Annotated in this window: 12 protein-coding genes; 10 read left to right on the forward strand and 2 right to left on the reverse strand. The window is 51.8% G+C overall.

Going from position 1 to position 16,596, the window contains the following annotated elements; translation table 11 throughout:
- Positions 1–700: 700 nt before the first annotated feature.
- The gene (locus tag JK223_RS03745; protein ID WP_212712868.1) at positions 701–976 is read right to left on the reverse strand and encodes a hypothetical protein; all 276 of its coding nucleotides are present in this window, start codon (positions 974–976) and stop codon (positions 701–703) included.
- Between the two features lie 479 nt (positions 977–1,455).
- Here JK223_RS03745 and JK223_RS03750 point away from each other — a divergent pair, with 479 nt between their 5' ends.
- The 4 genes from JK223_RS03750 (at position 1,456) to JK223_RS16875 (ending at position 7,301) form a co-directional block, all read left to right on the forward strand.
- On the forward strand, positions 1,456–2,043 hold the full coding sequence (locus tag JK223_RS03750) for a sugar dehydrogenase complex small subunit (protein WP_212712869.1): 588 nt from the start codon (positions 1,456–1,458) through the stop codon (positions 2,041–2,043).
- A 217-nt stretch (positions 2,044–2,260) separates the two neighbouring features.
- Positions 2,261–3,655: a cytochrome c gene (locus tag JK223_RS03755; RefSeq protein WP_249213469.1), complete on the forward strand. Its 1,395-nt coding sequence runs from the start codon at positions 2,261–2,263 to the stop codon at positions 3,653–3,655.
- A gap of 42 nt (positions 3,656–3,697) precedes the next feature.
- A complete protein-coding gene (locus tag JK223_RS03760; RefSeq protein ID WP_212712870.1) occupies positions 3,698–5,329 on the forward strand; it encodes a GMC family oxidoreductase in 1,632 nt (543 codons plus the stop codon).
- Between the two features lie 205 nt (positions 5,330–5,534).
- Positions 5,535–7,301 (forward strand): LA2681 family HEPN domain-containing protein, encoded by a 1,767-nt coding sequence (locus JK223_RS16875; protein WP_249213454.1) that lies wholly within the window; start codon positions 5,535–5,537, stop codon positions 7,299–7,301.
- Positions 7,302–7,536: 235 nt separating this feature from the next.
- Here the strand turns inward: JK223_RS16875 and JK223_RS17105 are convergent, their stop codons facing one another.
- Entirely contained in the window at positions 7,537–8,424 is an 888-nt protein-coding gene (locus JK223_RS17105) for an EamA family transporter (protein ID WP_212712871.1), read from the reverse strand.
- Between the two features lie 368 nt (positions 8,425–8,792).
- Between JK223_RS17105 and JK223_RS03775 the strand changes: the two genes are divergently transcribed.
- The 6 genes from JK223_RS03775 to JK223_RS03800 all read left to right on the forward strand — a co-directional run bounded on the left by JK223_RS03775 (position 8,793) and on the right by JK223_RS03800 (position 16,330).
- On the forward strand, positions 8,793–9,491 hold the full coding sequence (locus JK223_RS03775; RefSeq protein WP_212712872.1) for a nitroreductase: 699 nt from the start codon (positions 8,793–8,795) through the stop codon (positions 9,489–9,491).
- Entirely contained in the window at positions 9,488–10,642 is a 1,155-nt protein-coding gene (locus JK223_RS03780) for an AMP-binding protein (RefSeq protein ID WP_212712873.1), read from the forward strand. Before JK223_RS03775 ends, JK223_RS03780 begins: the two co-directional genes overlap by 4 nt.
- A 2-nt stretch (positions 10,643–10,644) precedes the next feature.
- A complete protein-coding gene (locus JK223_RS03785; protein ID WP_249213471.1) occupies positions 10,645–11,772 on the forward strand; it encodes a thiolase family protein in 1,128 nt (375 codons plus the stop codon).
- 158 nt (positions 11,773–11,930) lie between these two features.
- Entirely contained in the window at positions 11,931–12,908 is a 978-nt protein-coding gene (locus tag JK223_RS03790; protein ID WP_212712875.1) for a hypothetical protein, read from the forward strand.
- Positions 12,909–13,471: 563 nt separating this feature from the next.
- Positions 13,472–14,857 carry a diaminobutyrate--2-oxoglutarate transaminase gene (locus JK223_RS03795; RefSeq protein WP_212712876.1) on the forward strand — a complete coding sequence of 462 codons (1,386 nt, stop codon included), beginning with the start codon at positions 13,472–13,474 and terminating at the stop codon, positions 14,855–14,857.
- Between the two features lie 12 nt (positions 14,858–14,869).
- Positions 14,870–16,330: an aspartate aminotransferase family protein gene (locus JK223_RS03800; protein WP_212712877.1), complete on the forward strand. Its 1,461-nt coding sequence runs from the start codon at positions 14,870–14,872 to the stop codon at positions 16,328–16,330.
- Positions 16,331–16,596 lie beyond the last annotated feature (266 nt).

The following is a 16,596-nucleotide window of genomic DNA, read 5'->3' on the forward strand; positions in this document are numbered from 1 at the left end:
TCCTGAACCTTCCGGCAAAACATTTGCGACGCAGAGGCGGGCAGAGGTTTCTGACCGGAATAGCCTGCGACTTTCCCGGGGAGTGTCCCGCGCTGCGCCGGTCATCTGTCTGCATTACCTGCACTGACGTCCTTTGTGATTTCTGACCGGATTCTCTGACCGCAGACGCTGCTGCGGGTTTCATACGCTTATATCGCCCATTGCAGCCCTGGCGGCGATGATCGGTATCCGCTGCCGCCCGGGATAACAGCCTGCCTGGAAGTCACCTTTAGCCAATCGTCCGGCCCGGCCCGTATGGGGTATGCACTGTCTTCACCGATGGGTTTCATGATCCCCGGTTACAGGACACAGCATCACTCAATATGATTACTGTATATATATACAGTGCGTCGTAAAAACCTCATTTATACGGGTGTACGGGGCATGATTGCCTGATATATGAACGCCTTTTGACGAAATACTGTCCTTTGCTGACAAGAATTCTCTGATCCTGCCGCTATGGGCTTCCCGGCGGAGCGGAAGGATTCTGCACAGATGCAGGGATGCTATTAATCTCAGCAAAGCATGAAATCCCCGTGATATCTCACTTAGGGTCTGTGACAGGAAACTGAGGTTATCGCGGGTTACCGTAATTATCGTTTACATGGACAGAGATTAAACAGACACACAGATCGGGTTCTCCACCGGGACGTGTGCGTTATTACCGGTATCCGTGACGCCGGTTGCCAAGACTGCGGCCATCACTTATCCCTTTCGCTTTCCGCGTAAAAGAAGTGACGGCAGGCGCGATGTACGATGAAAGGTTTTGTTCCATTGCCTCAATAAGTGTTCTGTTACCTGCACAAAAGCGCTGGTGGAAATGCTGTAGACGATTAGACGCGGTAAACCCGGGGCGTGAGATAAACTCCGCACAACGCTCCCTAACGACCAGCACAATGGCAGTGGCTTCCGTTTTCTCACCCTGACTGTCAGACATACTCCCGGGCATCCCCGCAGTGATTGCGGGTCAGGCATCAATAATAAACAGGGTACGCCCCGATCGCCGCGCCGGCAGGTGTCAGTAATCAAAAGGGGGGTAACTGTGATGAGTCAAAAGTGTTAAGCATTAATTATGTGTTTATTTTGCGTGCAGTTGTTATCGGAAATATCATCCAGCAGATATGCTGAATAATTAACCACGTCTCGATAAAAAGACAGGAAATAACAACGGCCTGTGAGATGTTTTTATTTCCTTGATTATCAGTAGATTATTGATGTGTGTAAAATTCAACCACCCATAGCAAGTAACTTAAAATTCACATTGATGTTTTTTCGTTAACTTTAAATGTAATTTAATTTATGTATTTGTAAGTATATCGTTACTTTTTGAGATTTTTACTTGTCCATAAGGATAGTATGGTGATGCGTGAGTATTGTTGGCGCTGTTGAATCATACAATAAGCATCAAGGAAATTTATGGACAATAAAAAAAATCCCGCCACAGAGCAGACTCTGAGTGAGGAAGGGTTACGTCGTCGCCGTCTTTTCGGTCAGACCGGGGGGCTGGTAGCCAGCTTTGCTATCGGCTCTGCCATCGCCGGAACAACTCTGGCCAACAGTGCCAGTGCTGCACCCGCTCCCCCTCAGCCGGATAGCGCAACACTGAATCAGTTTCTGAAGACTTCCCGTTTTCTGACCGGTCATCAGAGCCTGGATGTGACCTTAGGTGAGCGTCTGTATATGGCTTTCAGCGAGCAGGACCCTGCCTTTGTGACCCGGCTGGCCAGCCTGAACCAGTGGATAGCCGATAAGCAACCGCAGGATGTGGAAGCCCTGGATACTCAGTTACAGGGCCAAGCCCTGCATGATCTGATGATGTCTGTGATCAGGGGCTGGTATCTGGGAGTTACCGATAACAGCCATCACGCGAAAGTGTACGGCTACCAGAATGCGCTGATGTATCAGGTACCGCGTGACGGTATGGTGATCCCGACCTATGCCCATAATGGCCCGGATTACTGGACTGCAGATCCTCCCCCGGTTGATCGCCTGCTGAACTTTTAAATAAAACAAAAAACCTTTCCGGCCTGACAACCTGAACCGGGGTTGATCTCTGTCTGTCACGGATCAGTCTGCAACTGTTACCCGTAACAGTCTGGTTGAAGGCAGAATTTTATGCGGAGTGAATGTGAAATATCAAAAGTCGATAAGGAAACGCGCCACGGGGAACTTTCGCCGAAAGCTGCTGGCGCTCTGCCTTGGCTGTGGCGTGACAGGGGCGTTGCCGGTCCATGCTGCTGAAGAAGTGCCGGTTCATCAACCTGCGGTCGAAAACAGTGCCGATGCCTTGCTGAAACAGGGGCAGTATCTGGCGGTCGCGGCAGACTGTGCGGCCTGCCATACGGATCCACAGACTAAAAAGACCTTCGCCGGGGGATACGCCATCCATTCACCGATGGGGGTCATTTATTCCACCAATATTACACCGTCGAAAACCTACGGTATCGGTAACTATACCGAAGCGCAGTTTGAAAATGCGGTACGTCACGGTATTCGTGCCGATGGCAGCCATCTGTATCCGGCCATGCCTTACACCTCCTATGCCGGTCTGACCGATCAGGATGTGCATGCCCTGTATTATTACTTTACCCACGGTGTTCAGCCCGTCGAACAACCTAACCGCATCACCTCCCTGGGCTTTCCGTTTAACCTGCGCCAGGCGATGTGGGGATGGAACCTGCTATTCCTGAAACAAAAACCTTTCCAGCCGGATCCGTCACAGAGCGCCGCCTGGAACCGCGGTAAGTATCTGGTGAATAACCTGGAGCACTGCGGCGAGTGTCACACCCCGCGCAATATTATGATGGGCACAGAAACCGGCAGTGCCGAACTCAGCGGTGCCGCACTGGGCAGCTGGTATGCGCCTAATCTGACATCCGACCCGCTGAGTGGTATCGGCAGCTGGCAGCGTGATCAGCTGATGACTTACCTGAAAACCGGTCATGTGGAAGGTAAAGCACAGGCGGCCGGTCCGATGGCGGAGGCGGTCACCAACAGTCTTCAGCATCTGAGCGATGATGATATCAGTGCCATCGTCACCTATCTGCAAAGTCTGCCGGCGGTGAGTCATCCGGGTCAGGCGAAAGCGACCGGCGATTTCGGCAGCCCGGCGGGGATGGCAGGGGATTCGGATGTTCGCGGAACGCAGCCGATGGGCTCCGCTCTTCCGGCAGATATTACCGGTAAAGCCCTGTATGACACCACCTGTGCCAGCTGTCACCAGACCTCCGGTACCGGCACGGCCGATGGCTTCTATCCGTCGCTGTTCCATAACACGGCGACCGGCGGAAATACCCCGAATAACCTGGTGTCGGCCATCCTGTTTGGTGTGCAGCGTGAAGTGAACGGCAAAGAAGTGCTGATGCCGGCATTTGGTCCGGGCTCGGATGTTCAGTCCCTGAATGATGACCAGGTGGCGAAACTCAGCAACTACATCTTTAAGCAGTTCGGTAATCCGCAGCTGTCTGTCACTGCAGCAGAGGTTAAGACCCTGCGCGAAGGCGGAGCGCAACCGTTCCTTGCACGCTATGCCGCGGCCGGTTCGGTGATCGGCGGCATTATCGTGCTACTGATCATTGTCCTTATTGTGGTACGGCTGTCACGCAAACGTCGTTGATCGTGCCGTCATTTTACGAATTTGTAGTATTTCGAGGTGGTTATGTCTGAGCAATATAGCGCTGATGTGGTAGTGGTAGGCGCGGGGATTTGTGGTGGTACGGTAGCCAAAGAGCTGGCGGAAGCCGGGCTTTCGGTACTGGTGCTGGATGCCGGTCCGCGCTGGGAAAGGGGTGAAGTGGTCGAAAACTGGCGTAATATGCCGCCGGTGAATAAATCAGAATCCGATTATGCGACGCCTTATCCGGCCGAGCCCTGGGCGGTACATCCGCAGTTAAACCCTTACAATAATTATCCGGAAGTCTCCGGTCCGGATGCCTCTGCTTTCCGTCAGGGAATGATCAAAGGGGTGGGGGGAACCACCTGGCACTGGGCGGCGTCATGCTGGCGTTTCCTGCCGCATGATCTTCAGTTACATACCACCTACGGGGTCGGGCGTGACTGGGTGGTGACCTATGATGAGTTAGAAGATTATTACTACCGTGCCGAAGTGTTGATTGGGGTCAATGGCCCGAATGACACAACGCTGAAATATGTCGCACCGCGTAAGAAGCCGTTCCCGATGGAACCGATGCCTTATGGTCCCGCCGATCGCCGCTTCACCGAGGTGGTCGCCACCGCCGGGTATGAAAATACGCCGGTCCCCCAGGGCCGTAACAGCCGGCCATATGACGGACGTCCGCAGTGCTGTGGTAATAACAACTGTATGCCTATCTGTCCTATCGGTGCCATGTTCAATGGTATCCATACGATTGTGAAAGCCGAGAAAGCCGGTGCAAAAATTCTGCCTAACGCGGTGGTCTACCGGTTTGAAACCGATGAGCATAATAACATTACGGCTCTGCACTATTACGACCCGGACAAGAACTCCCACCGTGTGACGGCACGAACCTTCGTGCTGGCCGGTAACGGTATCGAAACGCCGAAACTGTTATTACTGGCAGCCAATGATCGTAACCCGAACGGTATTGCCAATAGCTCGGACATGGTCGGCAGAAATATGATGGATCATCCGGGGATCCTGATGAGTTTCCAGGCCTCAGAGCCTATCTGGACCGGTGGCGGTTCCGTACAGATGAGTTCCATCACTAACTTCCGTGATGGAGACTTCCGCAGTGAGCATGCCGCGATTCAGATCGGGATGAACAATACCTCACAGAACCATAAAGCGGGAGTGAAAGCACTGCAGATGGGGCTGGTGGGTAAAAAACTGGATGCGGAAATCCGTCGCCGTGCGGCCTGCGGTATGGATATCTATGTTAACCATGACGTGCTGGCCAACCCGGACAACCGTCTGACCCTGAGCACTCAGCGTAAAGACAGCCTGGGGATCCCGTATCCGCATGTCACCTATGATGTGGGGGATTATGTACGTAAAGCGGCGGTATCTTCCCGCCAGCACCTGATGCAGATTGCCAATCTGTTCGGTGCGACAGAAATTGAAATGACGCCGTACTTTAACCCGAATAACCATATTATGGGCGGGACTATCGGGGGGCATGATCCGAAAGATTCCGTAGTGGATAGCTGGATGCGTACCCACGATCACCAGAACCTGTATATTGCCTCCGGCGGGGCGATGGCAGCGGCCGGGACAGTGAACTCGACGCTGAGTATGGTGGCGCTTTCCCTGCGGGCAACCGACAGTATTAAACGCGATCTGCTGCACGGTTAATTTTTTCTTTTCTTAACGATACAGGCCCCGTTATCGGGGCCTGCTGTGGAAGAACCATCCCGTGTTACCGGGCTAAGGCTTTACGCAGCGTCTTCACCTCACTTGCATGTGGCAGGAGCGGACGTTGGAGAAAGCATCAGATGTTAAGAATGAGAAGCCAATAAGTATAAAAAAATAAAATTCGTTTATAGTTTTCTGATAGTGCATGAATACAACAGAATATTATGAGGGATGGATGAAAAATAATGACAAGACTGAAGTTAGCGAAGATGTTTTTGGGAAAATATCCGATAAGGCTGACGAGCTAATTCTTACTGGTAGCTCCTTTGAATTGTCAGAATTCGTAAAAGAATTAAATGATAGCTCTATGGATTTTGAAAATTCAATAGATGAATCTAGATTTTTATATGTGGTGGGTAATTGTTATCAGGCTCTTTATAAGCATAGGGAAATGGAATGGTATTCTGACGACCTCAGTAAGGCCGTGATAGCATTTAGAAAATCATTAAATGTTGTAAGTAAATTAAAGCATCCAAGCAAAGAAATCCTTTACTTTAAAAGTTGCATTGAAACAAACCTTGCAAATTCACTAAGTGCTCAGGGGCGAGCATTCTGCTGTATTCCATTATGGGATAAAGCCATCAGCCAAAACAATCCTATTTCAATGATCTGTAAGGCACAGAACGAGTTATATTTAGCTAAGGTTTTGTATGACCCAGGCCATCAAGAATACCATTGCTTTGTTGCTTACAAACTTATCGTTCAGGGGTTGAAATACAAAAGTTATTTATATGAAGATCAGCAAGTTGCTTTTCATGTGGATGGTGACCTTATGAACTTCAAACATTGGTTTGAAAATAATTTCACTGAATCTTCTTTTTACGAGTTCGAACAACAAAGTTACGACTTTGACTCAAGAAAGCAGGAGCATTATCTTGCATGGTGTGGAAAAAACAAGCTTTTTATCAATGATTTAAATGATGTACTTTGTTCTGCTGTTACTTATCAAGATATAATTACGCTTCCTAGCTTCAGTTATAAATTGAATCAATCTTTGTCCATGCATGAAACGTTAATGTATCATGGTAATTTTGATGAGTTAAAAAACGATTTTTGTTATGCTCGTTATCTTTACTACACAGCGGTAAACATTCCTCAGTATACAAGCCATTTTTTTAACGACACATATCCTCATGTTGAAGACATGTCACACTCATTAACCAATTTAAAAGCAAATCATTATAAAAGTGCATTTAGGACTTTGTATTCTCTATTTGATAAAGTGTCTTATTTTCTTCACAGGTTTTTAGAGCTTAATGATATCAAAGATGATAACAAAATATCTTTTGATGCAATATTTAGAGATATTTCAAAAAAGAACATGTGGGTGCCTCACCCACGATTGAAAGATAGTAAAAATCAGTTCATCCATGCCTTGTTTTATATTTTAAAGGATATCAGAGATGTTAAAGATGCAACACCCACAACCCGTTGGCTTGACCCCGATGCGAAATCATTTTCTGATATAAGAAACTCTATTGAGCATAGATCATTGAAAATTGTCGATGATTTTGGATATACATTAATACAATCAGAAAAAGAGAGTATCTCAACTCAATTAAAAAAGTACATAATCGAAAAGGAACAGTGTGAATTGGAATTAAAAAATTTGTATCATGAGGAAAAGAACATAAAAATTGATAGCAATTCGGATGATGTGACAACTCTAGCTGAGAGAAAATCAGAATTAGAAATTAAGAAGAAGAAACTTGAATCATTAATAGATGAGAAACATAGAATGTCCACACACTCTTTGCTCATAACAATTAGTGAGTTTGAGTCCAGGACTTTAACCCTTATGAAACTTGCAAGGAATTCAATCATATATTTATCATTAGCACTTCACTTAGAAGAACAAAGTAAACCACGAACAGACGGACTAATTATGCCAACTGTTGTACCGTTAAAGTAATATTTCTTAAGGCTGAAATCATTAGGTCCGTTCCTCGCTCACAGCAGCCCATTATGCCAGCTCAATAAAAAACAGGTTTAATGTAGGATATTTTTGGTTTTCCAGGCGCCCCCCTGAGTCGCTGGCTATACCTTTTACCGCAACATATAGTCGGGAATGACAGGGGTTTATATCGTATCCCTCCGGCACGCAGGTAGCGTTGTGCCGGAGGGAGGGCAGGAAAAGACGGTGAGTCTTAGTTTGTGGCTTCCTGTTGTGCAGGGCGCTGCGGGGAACGTGACGGATGACGGTAATTAATGCCGATAGCAATGGCAATCAGACAGCAGCCTGCGATCAGCCTCAGCACAGGAACATCATTCCCCCATAACAGCATATTAATAATCAGTCCGACCGGCACATGCAGTTCATTGAATACCGACAGCGTCGCGACCGAGACGAGCGTACTGCCTTTTGCCAGCCAGTAACTACCCAGCGCCGTCGCCACGACACTCAGATAAACCAGCACCGTCCATTGGGCACCGGTTTGTGGCAGATGGCCCTGCTGACCGAAGAAGTAATAGAGCGGAGCGGTAATGATCAGCGCGCCCAGGAAGAAGTGACCAAACAGCTTAGGCAACGGAACATCCGGCTTATATTTCAGCAGCAGGCGACGACAGATCACCTGTCCGGCGGCAAAGGTCAGGTTCGCCAGCTGTAACAGCCAGAACCCTTTCCAGAAATGCCCGGTGAGCGGATGGTAGTGAATGACAATACCGCCGGAGACCGCAAACAACGCAGCGACCAGCGTCCAGGGATTAAACCGTCGTTCCAGTGCATTGTTCAGCAGGCTGATGTAGAGCGGTGTCTGGGTGGTAAACAGCAACATCTCCGGCACCGTCAGCATTGTGTAGCTCTGATAAGAGAGCGCATAAGTGACGCCGAACTGAAGGGCACCGGCGAACCATAACCCGGCAATTAACCGCGTCGGCAGATTACGCCATACCATAAAAGGAACAAAGATCAGGGTGCCTGCCAGCGTCCGGAAGAATACGGCGAAATAGCTGTCAACTTGGCCAGCCAGGAAATGGCCGGTCAGACTGAATGAGGATCCCCAGAGGAAGGTAACGATCGCGAGATACCACACAGAGTTGTAAACCTATATTAAAAAAATTAGTTGACGATTATGTGATGGCTGGCCGATTTACGCAAGCCCCGCTCAGAGGGAAGGTCGGTCACCGGGGATTATCCGGCCACAGTGTGACCTGATAACCGGGCGATAGTTGTGCAGTTTGCCTTGTTATTCTGCTGTCGATGATACGGCCAGTACGACGCTTACCCGCAGGTGACAACCGGCAATTCTGCCAGGCGCCGGGCGGCCTTTTCGGCCAGCATAACTTGTAAGGCTGTAGTCATAAAAATAGTTTACAGCTATACTCGGCCTACGTCGTCAGATTACCGTCCTGCGGTGACTGCCGCTCATTTACGTTGTCTCTTGTTCAGGTTGTATTTCCGATGCGCAATCCCCGTAATCCGTTGTCAGAATTACTGACTCATCGCCATTCCTGTCGTGCCTTTCTTGATGATCCTGTACCGCTCAGCGATATCAGGCATCTGTTACAGGCGGCCCGTCGTGCCCCCAGCGGCGCCAATCTGCAACCGGGCATGTTTCATGTCTATACAGGAGAACCGCTGGCAGAGATGAAAGCACAGCTTACGCTGATTGCACAGCAGCCCCCTGAAGAGGAGCTGTATAGCTATTTTCCCCGGCCGATGCCGGAGTTGCTTAAACAACGTCAACGGGATGCGGGCTATGCGCTTTATCAGGCGCTGGATATTCAGAAACGCGATACAGAGGGACGACGGCGTCAGTTTGCGGCAAATTATCGTTTCTTTGATGCTCCGGTCGGGATTGTGGTAACACTGCACCGGCAGATGGGTGCCGGTTGTTTTATGGATCTTGGCATGGCACTGATGAGTTTCTTTCTTGCTGCTCAGGAACTGGGTTACGGGACCTGCGGTATCGGGGCACTGGCAAATTATGGCCGTGCCATACATCGTCTGATGGCGTTACCTGACGAGGAAACGGTGGTCTGCGGTATCGCCCTGGGCCGGCCGGATATCACAGCGGCGGTGAATAACTTCCGGACCTCCCGTGCGCCGGCTGAAGAGTACTGCACTCTGCATGGCTTTACCGGCGGGGAGGGCGAATGATGACGACGATGGCACGTCTTCGCTATCAGGGCGTGGCGCTGGATAAGGCTGACGGCGAAGTGGCCGATGCCTTGCAGCGGGTGGTAAGGGCTTATACCACCGGCCGGACGTTTCGTGCGGTCAGTCAGTCGCCCTGGATTGAAACCGGTCATGATAGCGGGCATATCGAATGCACGACCTGCGGCAGCAGCGGTATCCCCAAAGTTGTCCGTCGGCCCTATATGACATGGCAGAAAACCTTTGAACTTAACCGGCAGATTTTCGGCCTGACCGCCGCGGATCGCAGTGCCATCTTTGGCGGACTGAATCATTCACTGGCGCTGTACGGTGTCTGTGAATCGCTACATCTCGGGATGGAATGTGATTTTGTCACCGGTATGCGTCCGCGTGCTCAGGCCATGCAGTTACAGGCTGCCGGCACAACGGTGCTGTATATTACCCCGACCCAACTGCGTTTGCTGACCGGTAGCGGGGAAACTCTGCCGTCGGTGCGGCTGATCCTCTGCGGAGGCGGTAAACTCGATGCGAAGACCCGTGAACGTGCCGGTCGTTATTGTCCGGCGGCGACGATCCATGAGTTTTACGGGGCCTCTGAGACCAGTTTTATTACTCTGGCCGATGCCGGGACACCGGAAGGATCGGTGGGTAAAGCGTATCCCGGCGTAACTATAGCGATCCGAAACGCTCATCAGGGAGTGGGTGAGGTCTGGGTGAGCAGCCCGTATCTGTTTTCCGGATATGCCGCCGGCGGCAGTGAAGAAACCCGGACAGACGGGGATTTTATGACGGTCGGTGAACTCGGATTTCTGGATCCGTCCGGGCATTTATGGCTGTGCGGTCGTCGCAGCCGCATGGTGACTATCGCCGATAAGAATGTGTACCCGGAAGCGGTCGAAGCGTTGCTTAGCCAGTATTCGGACAGCGGGGTATGTGCGGTGATCGCCGCCCCGGATGCCAGCCGTGGCCATATCTTACATGCGTTTATTCAGGGACATCCGGATCCGCTACAGGAGAAGACCTTGCGCAGGCTTATCACTGAACAACTCGGCAGCGGGATGGTGCCGCGCCGGTTCTGGTTTCTGCCGGAATTTCCGTTGCTGTCAGCAGGTAAAGCCGACCTGAAACGTCTTGAGGACTATCTTAAAACGTGAGCATGATTATTGCAGCCCTGCGTAGCGCGGTGATCCCGCGGGGTGGCGCGTTTGAGTCGCTGAAGGTTCACCAGCTGGCCGCGCCGGTGATCTCCGCGCTGTTAGCGCAGAACGGCATTGCTGCCGGAGAAGTGGATCAGCTTATTCTGGCTAATGCGCTGGGGGCCGGCGGAAATCCCGCCCGGGTCACGGCTCTGGCCGCCGGGATGCCGGGGGTTTCCGGAATCACTATCGATACCCAGTGTGCAGGGGGGCTGGATGCTGTCGCACTGGCTTCTGCGCTGGTGGATTCGGGGGCGGCGCAGATCGTGATTGCTGGTGGCGCGGAAAGTTATTCGCGACGTCCGCTCCGCGGGGAGACTTATACCGACGGGCGTCCGGCACGTTTTTACACCCGGCCGCCGTTCAGCCCGGATCCCGCGACCGATCCGGATATGACGGACGCGGCAGATGCCCTGGCAGTGAAATATTCTCTGACCCGGCAGGCCCAGGATGGCTGGGCGATTAACAGTCACCGAAAGGCGATGGCAGCGCAGGACAGGCTGCGGCAGGAAATTGTGCCGGTGGCAGGGGTCGTCAGTGATGGTTACCCCCGCCGGATGAGTGAGCGGCTGGCGGCCCGTTCGCCTGTACTTTCCGGGTCGGTCAGTCTGGTGTCGACGGCGGTGGAAGCGGACGGTGCGGCTTTCTGTCTGGTGGTTTCCGATGCTGTTGCTGGCCGACTGAAAGCCAGGGAGGGGCTGACCATACGCGGTTTCGTCAGCGCCGGTGCAGACAGCCGTCTGCCAGGCTATGCTCCGGTGGTCGCACTGCGGCAACTGTTCGCTAAGTTCCCGCAGGTCGCCCCCGGAGACTGTGTCACTGAGATGATGGAAGCCTATGCTTCACAGGCGATGGTCTGTGTTCAGGAAAGCGGGCTGAATGTGCAGCAGACTAACTGCGGGGGCGGGGCACTGGCCAGAGGCCATCCTATCGGTGCGTCGGGGGCCATTCTTATTTGTCGTCTGTTTTATGAGCTGCAACGTTCTGAACTCAGTGATGGGGTGTGTGCGATTGCGGCCGCCGGCGGCCTGGGCAGCGCGATGTTGCTTTCGAAATGTGCTAACCCGTCGTCCTTCCCGACGGGCTGAAAACAGCCACGAAAGAGGGGGCCGGGACACGCTAATCCGCCGATTAGCGATCAGGATATCGCCTTTATTAAAGCAATACTCAGAAGATAACAGAAATACTGTGTCCGGAGACCGGCGATAACCGTCGGTCACCGCCCGTCATTCAAAGGGGATCTGAGATGAAAAAAGCCTATACATTCGATGCGGAGTGCTTCGCCCTGGCGTCCATCGCCTGGGCCGGAGCACACCAGGAAGAATATAATCCGGAGCTGACTAAGAAGAAGCTGCAGGATGGTCTGACGCAATCACCTATTACTGCAGGCAAACTGGATAATGTGGTCTGGGGCCCGGCCGTTAAACGGATACCGAAAGTCCGGGAGGGTGCAGATACCTGGGATGACTATATGTTTTTTGTTGTCCGGAACCGCCTTGACCCATCGGATTATCGCGTGGCTGCCCGCTCTACGGTCTCTTCCCTGAACGGGCAGGAAGATATCGCGGTCTTTGAACTGGCTGACTGGCAACAGTTCGACGCCACTGCCCCGGCAGAGGCCAGAATTGCCTCCGGTATGGCGGAAGTGATCGGTGATCTGTCAGAAATGACCTCAGACGTCGCGCCGGGTTCAGGGACCACGCTGGCAGAATTCCTTAATACGACACTGAATGACGGCGATACGCTGACCTTTTGCGGCCATAGCATGGGCGGTACCTTCACCATTCCCTGGGGGGTCAGCGTTAAGCAACAATCAGAAAAAAATATTCATGTTCAGGTACGCAGTTTTGCCGGCGCCACGGCCGGGAATTCAGCTTTCGCCACCCACGCGGAAAACGTGTTGGGGAGCGGGCTGAAACGCATCGTCAACACGCTGGATATTATCCCCAAGGCATGGAATGCCACGTCCTTAAAAGAGATTGCCACTCTGTATGAACCGGTTATTGTACTGCCAGCGCTCCTGCGCATATTGATTATCTCCTTCGCCGAACTCGTGATGGCGGGTTATGACTATACTCAGGCCGGCGAGCCTGAAACCTTCTCATTCGGTGTGGATCCTGAGCTGACCGGTTTTAAGGAACAATACGATTACCAGCACGATAATGCTTACCTGCTGTACTACGATCTGCAGATGGGGAAAGATATTATCTATGACATCAGTTAACTTTCTTCTCTGAACTCTCCCCTGACCGCGAAACCCATCCCCTCGATGGTTTGACTTCTGCCGCGGAATTCACTGGCAGGCTACCGGTCATCCTCTGGTCACGACTGCGCTGTGGCGTGCCGGGACGGGTTATCGGCAGATTATCCCGCCATCTCTGCCCGGATATCCTGAGCCGGGCAGCCTGTTCGCCGGGGGATACCAGGCATTTTTCCGCCTTCAGAAAGTCTTCAGAATGTTATGCCACCCGTCGCAAAGGAAGTCCTCCCGGAGTGGCCCGGTTCCGTCGGTTGACAGTGAATACCCGCAACCAAAGAGTGGGTAATTTCCCGTTAGCGATTAACCCTTCATCAATGGGCCGGGGTTTAGTTACAAAACTGATCACTCTGTAAGACAGGAAATCCTGATTTTACGTTGATTTATAAAGGAAAAGTCCGAAAAACCGGAAAAGTAAAAACAGTTGTAACGTCCACTGAAAAAACTTATATTAGCCGCGCTTTATAGACCCTGTTTTTTTAACCTTTTATCCAATCCGGCACAGAGCTTTTCCGGGTTGTAGGAGTGATATGATGACGGATAAAGTCCGTATGAATACTTTGAATGCGCATTCATTACCACAAAGCAATGAAAACTTCTTAAACAGACAGTCTGAGTTTGAATCAAACGTCAGAAGTTATCCGCGTAAATTGCCGCTGGCGATCGCTAAAGCCAAAGGTGCGTGGATCACGGATGTTGAGGGTAAAGAATATCTCGACTGTCTGGCCGGTGCCGGTACCCTGGCGCTGGGTCATAATCATCCGGAAGTGCTTGAGAGCATCCAGAGTGTTATCACCAGCGGATTACCGTTACATACACTTGACCTGACCACCCCGTTAAAAGACGAATTCTCGGCTTACCTGTTATCGTTATTACCGGGTGAAGGGAAAGAATACTGCTTACAGTTCACCGGACCTTCCGGTGCCGATGCTGTTGAAGCCGCACTGAAGCTTGCGAAAAAAGCGACCGGCCGTAGCGGTATTATCAGCTTCTCCGGCGGTTACCACGGGATGACCCACGGTGCACTGTCCGTAACCGCGAACCTGTCACCGAAAGAAGCGGTGGATGGACTGATGCCGGAAGTGCAGTTTATGCCGTATCCGCATCTTTACCGCTGTCCGTTCGGACTGGGCGGCGAAGCCGGTGTTAAAGCGATCTCTTACTACTTTGAAAACCTGATCAACGACGTTGAAAGCGGCGTGCGTAAACCTGCGGCCGTGATCCTTGAAGCCGTTCAGGGTGAGGGCGGAGTCAACCCGGCACCGGTCGAATTCTTACAGCGCCTGCGTAAAGTGACCGAAGAACACGGTATTTTACTGATCCTCGACGAAGTACAGGCCGGATTCGCGCGTACCGGTAAGTTCTTTGCCTTTGAACACGCAGGCATTGAGCCGGACATCATTGTCATGTCTAAAGCTGTCGGCGGCAGTCTGCCACTGGCGGTACTGGGCATCAAAAAGCAGATTGATGTCTGGTCTCCGGGACACCACACCGGCACATTCCGTGGTAACCAGATGGCGATGGCCACCGGTCTGACCACGCTGAAGATCCTGAAACAGGAAAATATCGCAGAGCAGGTCGCTGAGCACGGTGAATGGCTGTCCGGTGAACTGCGTGCCCTGCAGAAACGTTATCCGGTGATCGGCCAGGTGCGTGGCCCGGGCCTGATGATCGGTATCGAAATTGTTGACCCGTCAAAACCACAAGATGCGATGGGCTCTTACCCAGCCGACGGACAGCTTTCTGCACTGTTGCAGAAAAAATGTTTCGAAAATGGTCTGATCCTGGAGCGTGGCGGGCGTGACGGTTGTGTTCTGCGTCTGCTGCCATCCCTGCTGATCACCAAAGAAGAGCTGGGTATTTTCCTGCAGAAATTCGAACAGGCTCTGCTGGACGCCGGTGTTCAGCCTGTATAACGGAGTCAGTTAATGTCTGATATCAATCCGATCCTTTCCGGGTCGGCTGAAAGTATTGCCGCCTACCAGGCGGCTATTGAACAAAGTACCGCCGCTGTCGTTGAGTGGCTGAAACAGCCTGAGATGTATCAGGGGAAAACGGTTGAGCAGCTACGTGACCGTATTTCGCTGAACTTTACTGAGCAGGGGCTGGGAAATGAGGCGGCGATTGGCCGTGCGGTTGAATATTTCCTGAAAGACAGCCTGTCTGTCCATCACCCGCAGTGTGTGGCGCATCTGCATTGCCCGAGCCTGGTGATCAGCCAGGCCGCCGAAGTGCTGATTAATGCCACTAACCAGAGCATGGACTCCTGGGATCAGAGCCCTTCAGCGACGCTTATCGAGATGAAGCTGATCGAATGGCTGCGCGCCTCGGTCGGTTATCCGGCCGGTGATGCGGGCGTGTTCACCAGCGGGGGAACCCAGAGTAATCTGATGGGGCTGATGCTGGCCCGCGATGCCTTTTTTGCGCGCCAGGGCCATTCCGTCCAGCAGCAGGGGCTGACCGGCGACCTAAGCAAAATCAAAGTATTCTGCTCGGAGCATGCGCATTTTTCTGTTCAGAAGAATATGGCGCTGATGGGGCTGGGCTATCGCTCGGTGACGCAGATCAAAACAGACGCGTTCTCCCGGATGGATATGAATGACCTGGCCGCAAAACTGACCGAAGCGAAAGCGAAGGGTGAGCAGGTTATGGCCATCGTCGCGACAGCCGGAACGACCGATGCCGGTGCCATCGATCCATTAAACGAGATCACTGCGCTGGCAGCAGAGCAGCAGATTTGGGTTCATGTGGATGCCGCCTGGGGCGGGGCGTTATTACTGTCTGAGAAATATCGTCACTTCCTGGATGGCCTGGAAAAAGCTGATTCTGTGACCCTGGATTTCCATAAACAGTACTTCCAGACCATCAGCTGTGGCGCATTCCTGCTGAAGGATGCCCGTCACTATGAACTGATGCGTTATCAGGCGGCTTATCTGAACTCCGGATTCGATGAAGAGCAGGGGGTGCCTAACCTCGTCTCTAAATCACTGCAGACAACCCGTCGTTTTGACGCACTGAAACTGTGGATGGGACTGGAAGCGCTGGGCCGGAAGAAATATGCCGAAATCATCGATAACGGCGTAACTCTGGCTCGCGAGGCAGGGGAGTATGTGGCAGAACAGTCCGATCTGGAACTGGTTATGCAGCCACAACTGGCCAGTGTCTTATTCCGTTATCGTCCGTCAGACGATGTGCAGGGCGGTATTGCCTTACTGAACCAGCGCATCGGAGACGAACTGCTGGCCAGTGGCAGCGCCAATGTGGGTGTGACGGAAGCCGACGGTATCACCTGTCTGAAACTGACCTTACTGAACCCGGTAGTCACGCTGGATGACGTTAAGGTTCTGCTGAGCAGCGTACAGCAAACCGGTCGCCGCTTAAGCGCATAACCGGACGTTCTGAACCGATGACCTGCGGGTTGTCGGTTTTTTTTACTTCAATTTAGTTACAACATACAATAGGGTTTATAGATAAACAGGGTGCGAACCTTAATAACAGAAACACGATCATGATATTAAGGCGTTCACCTCATGTTTGTCAGAAGATTCAGGTGGTTATTGGATGCCGGATGAAACCCTATCGATAAGAGGAAGAAATTCACTACTAAGGGCTCTACGCCGGAACCGCCGAAATTTCCGTTAAGTCAGTTTCAGTC

The organism is Tatumella sp. JGM118 (genome assembly GCF_018257515.1).
In the GTDB taxonomy this organism is placed as follows: domain Bacteria; phylum Pseudomonadota; class Gammaproteobacteria; order Enterobacterales; family Enterobacteriaceae; genus Tatumella; species Tatumella terrea.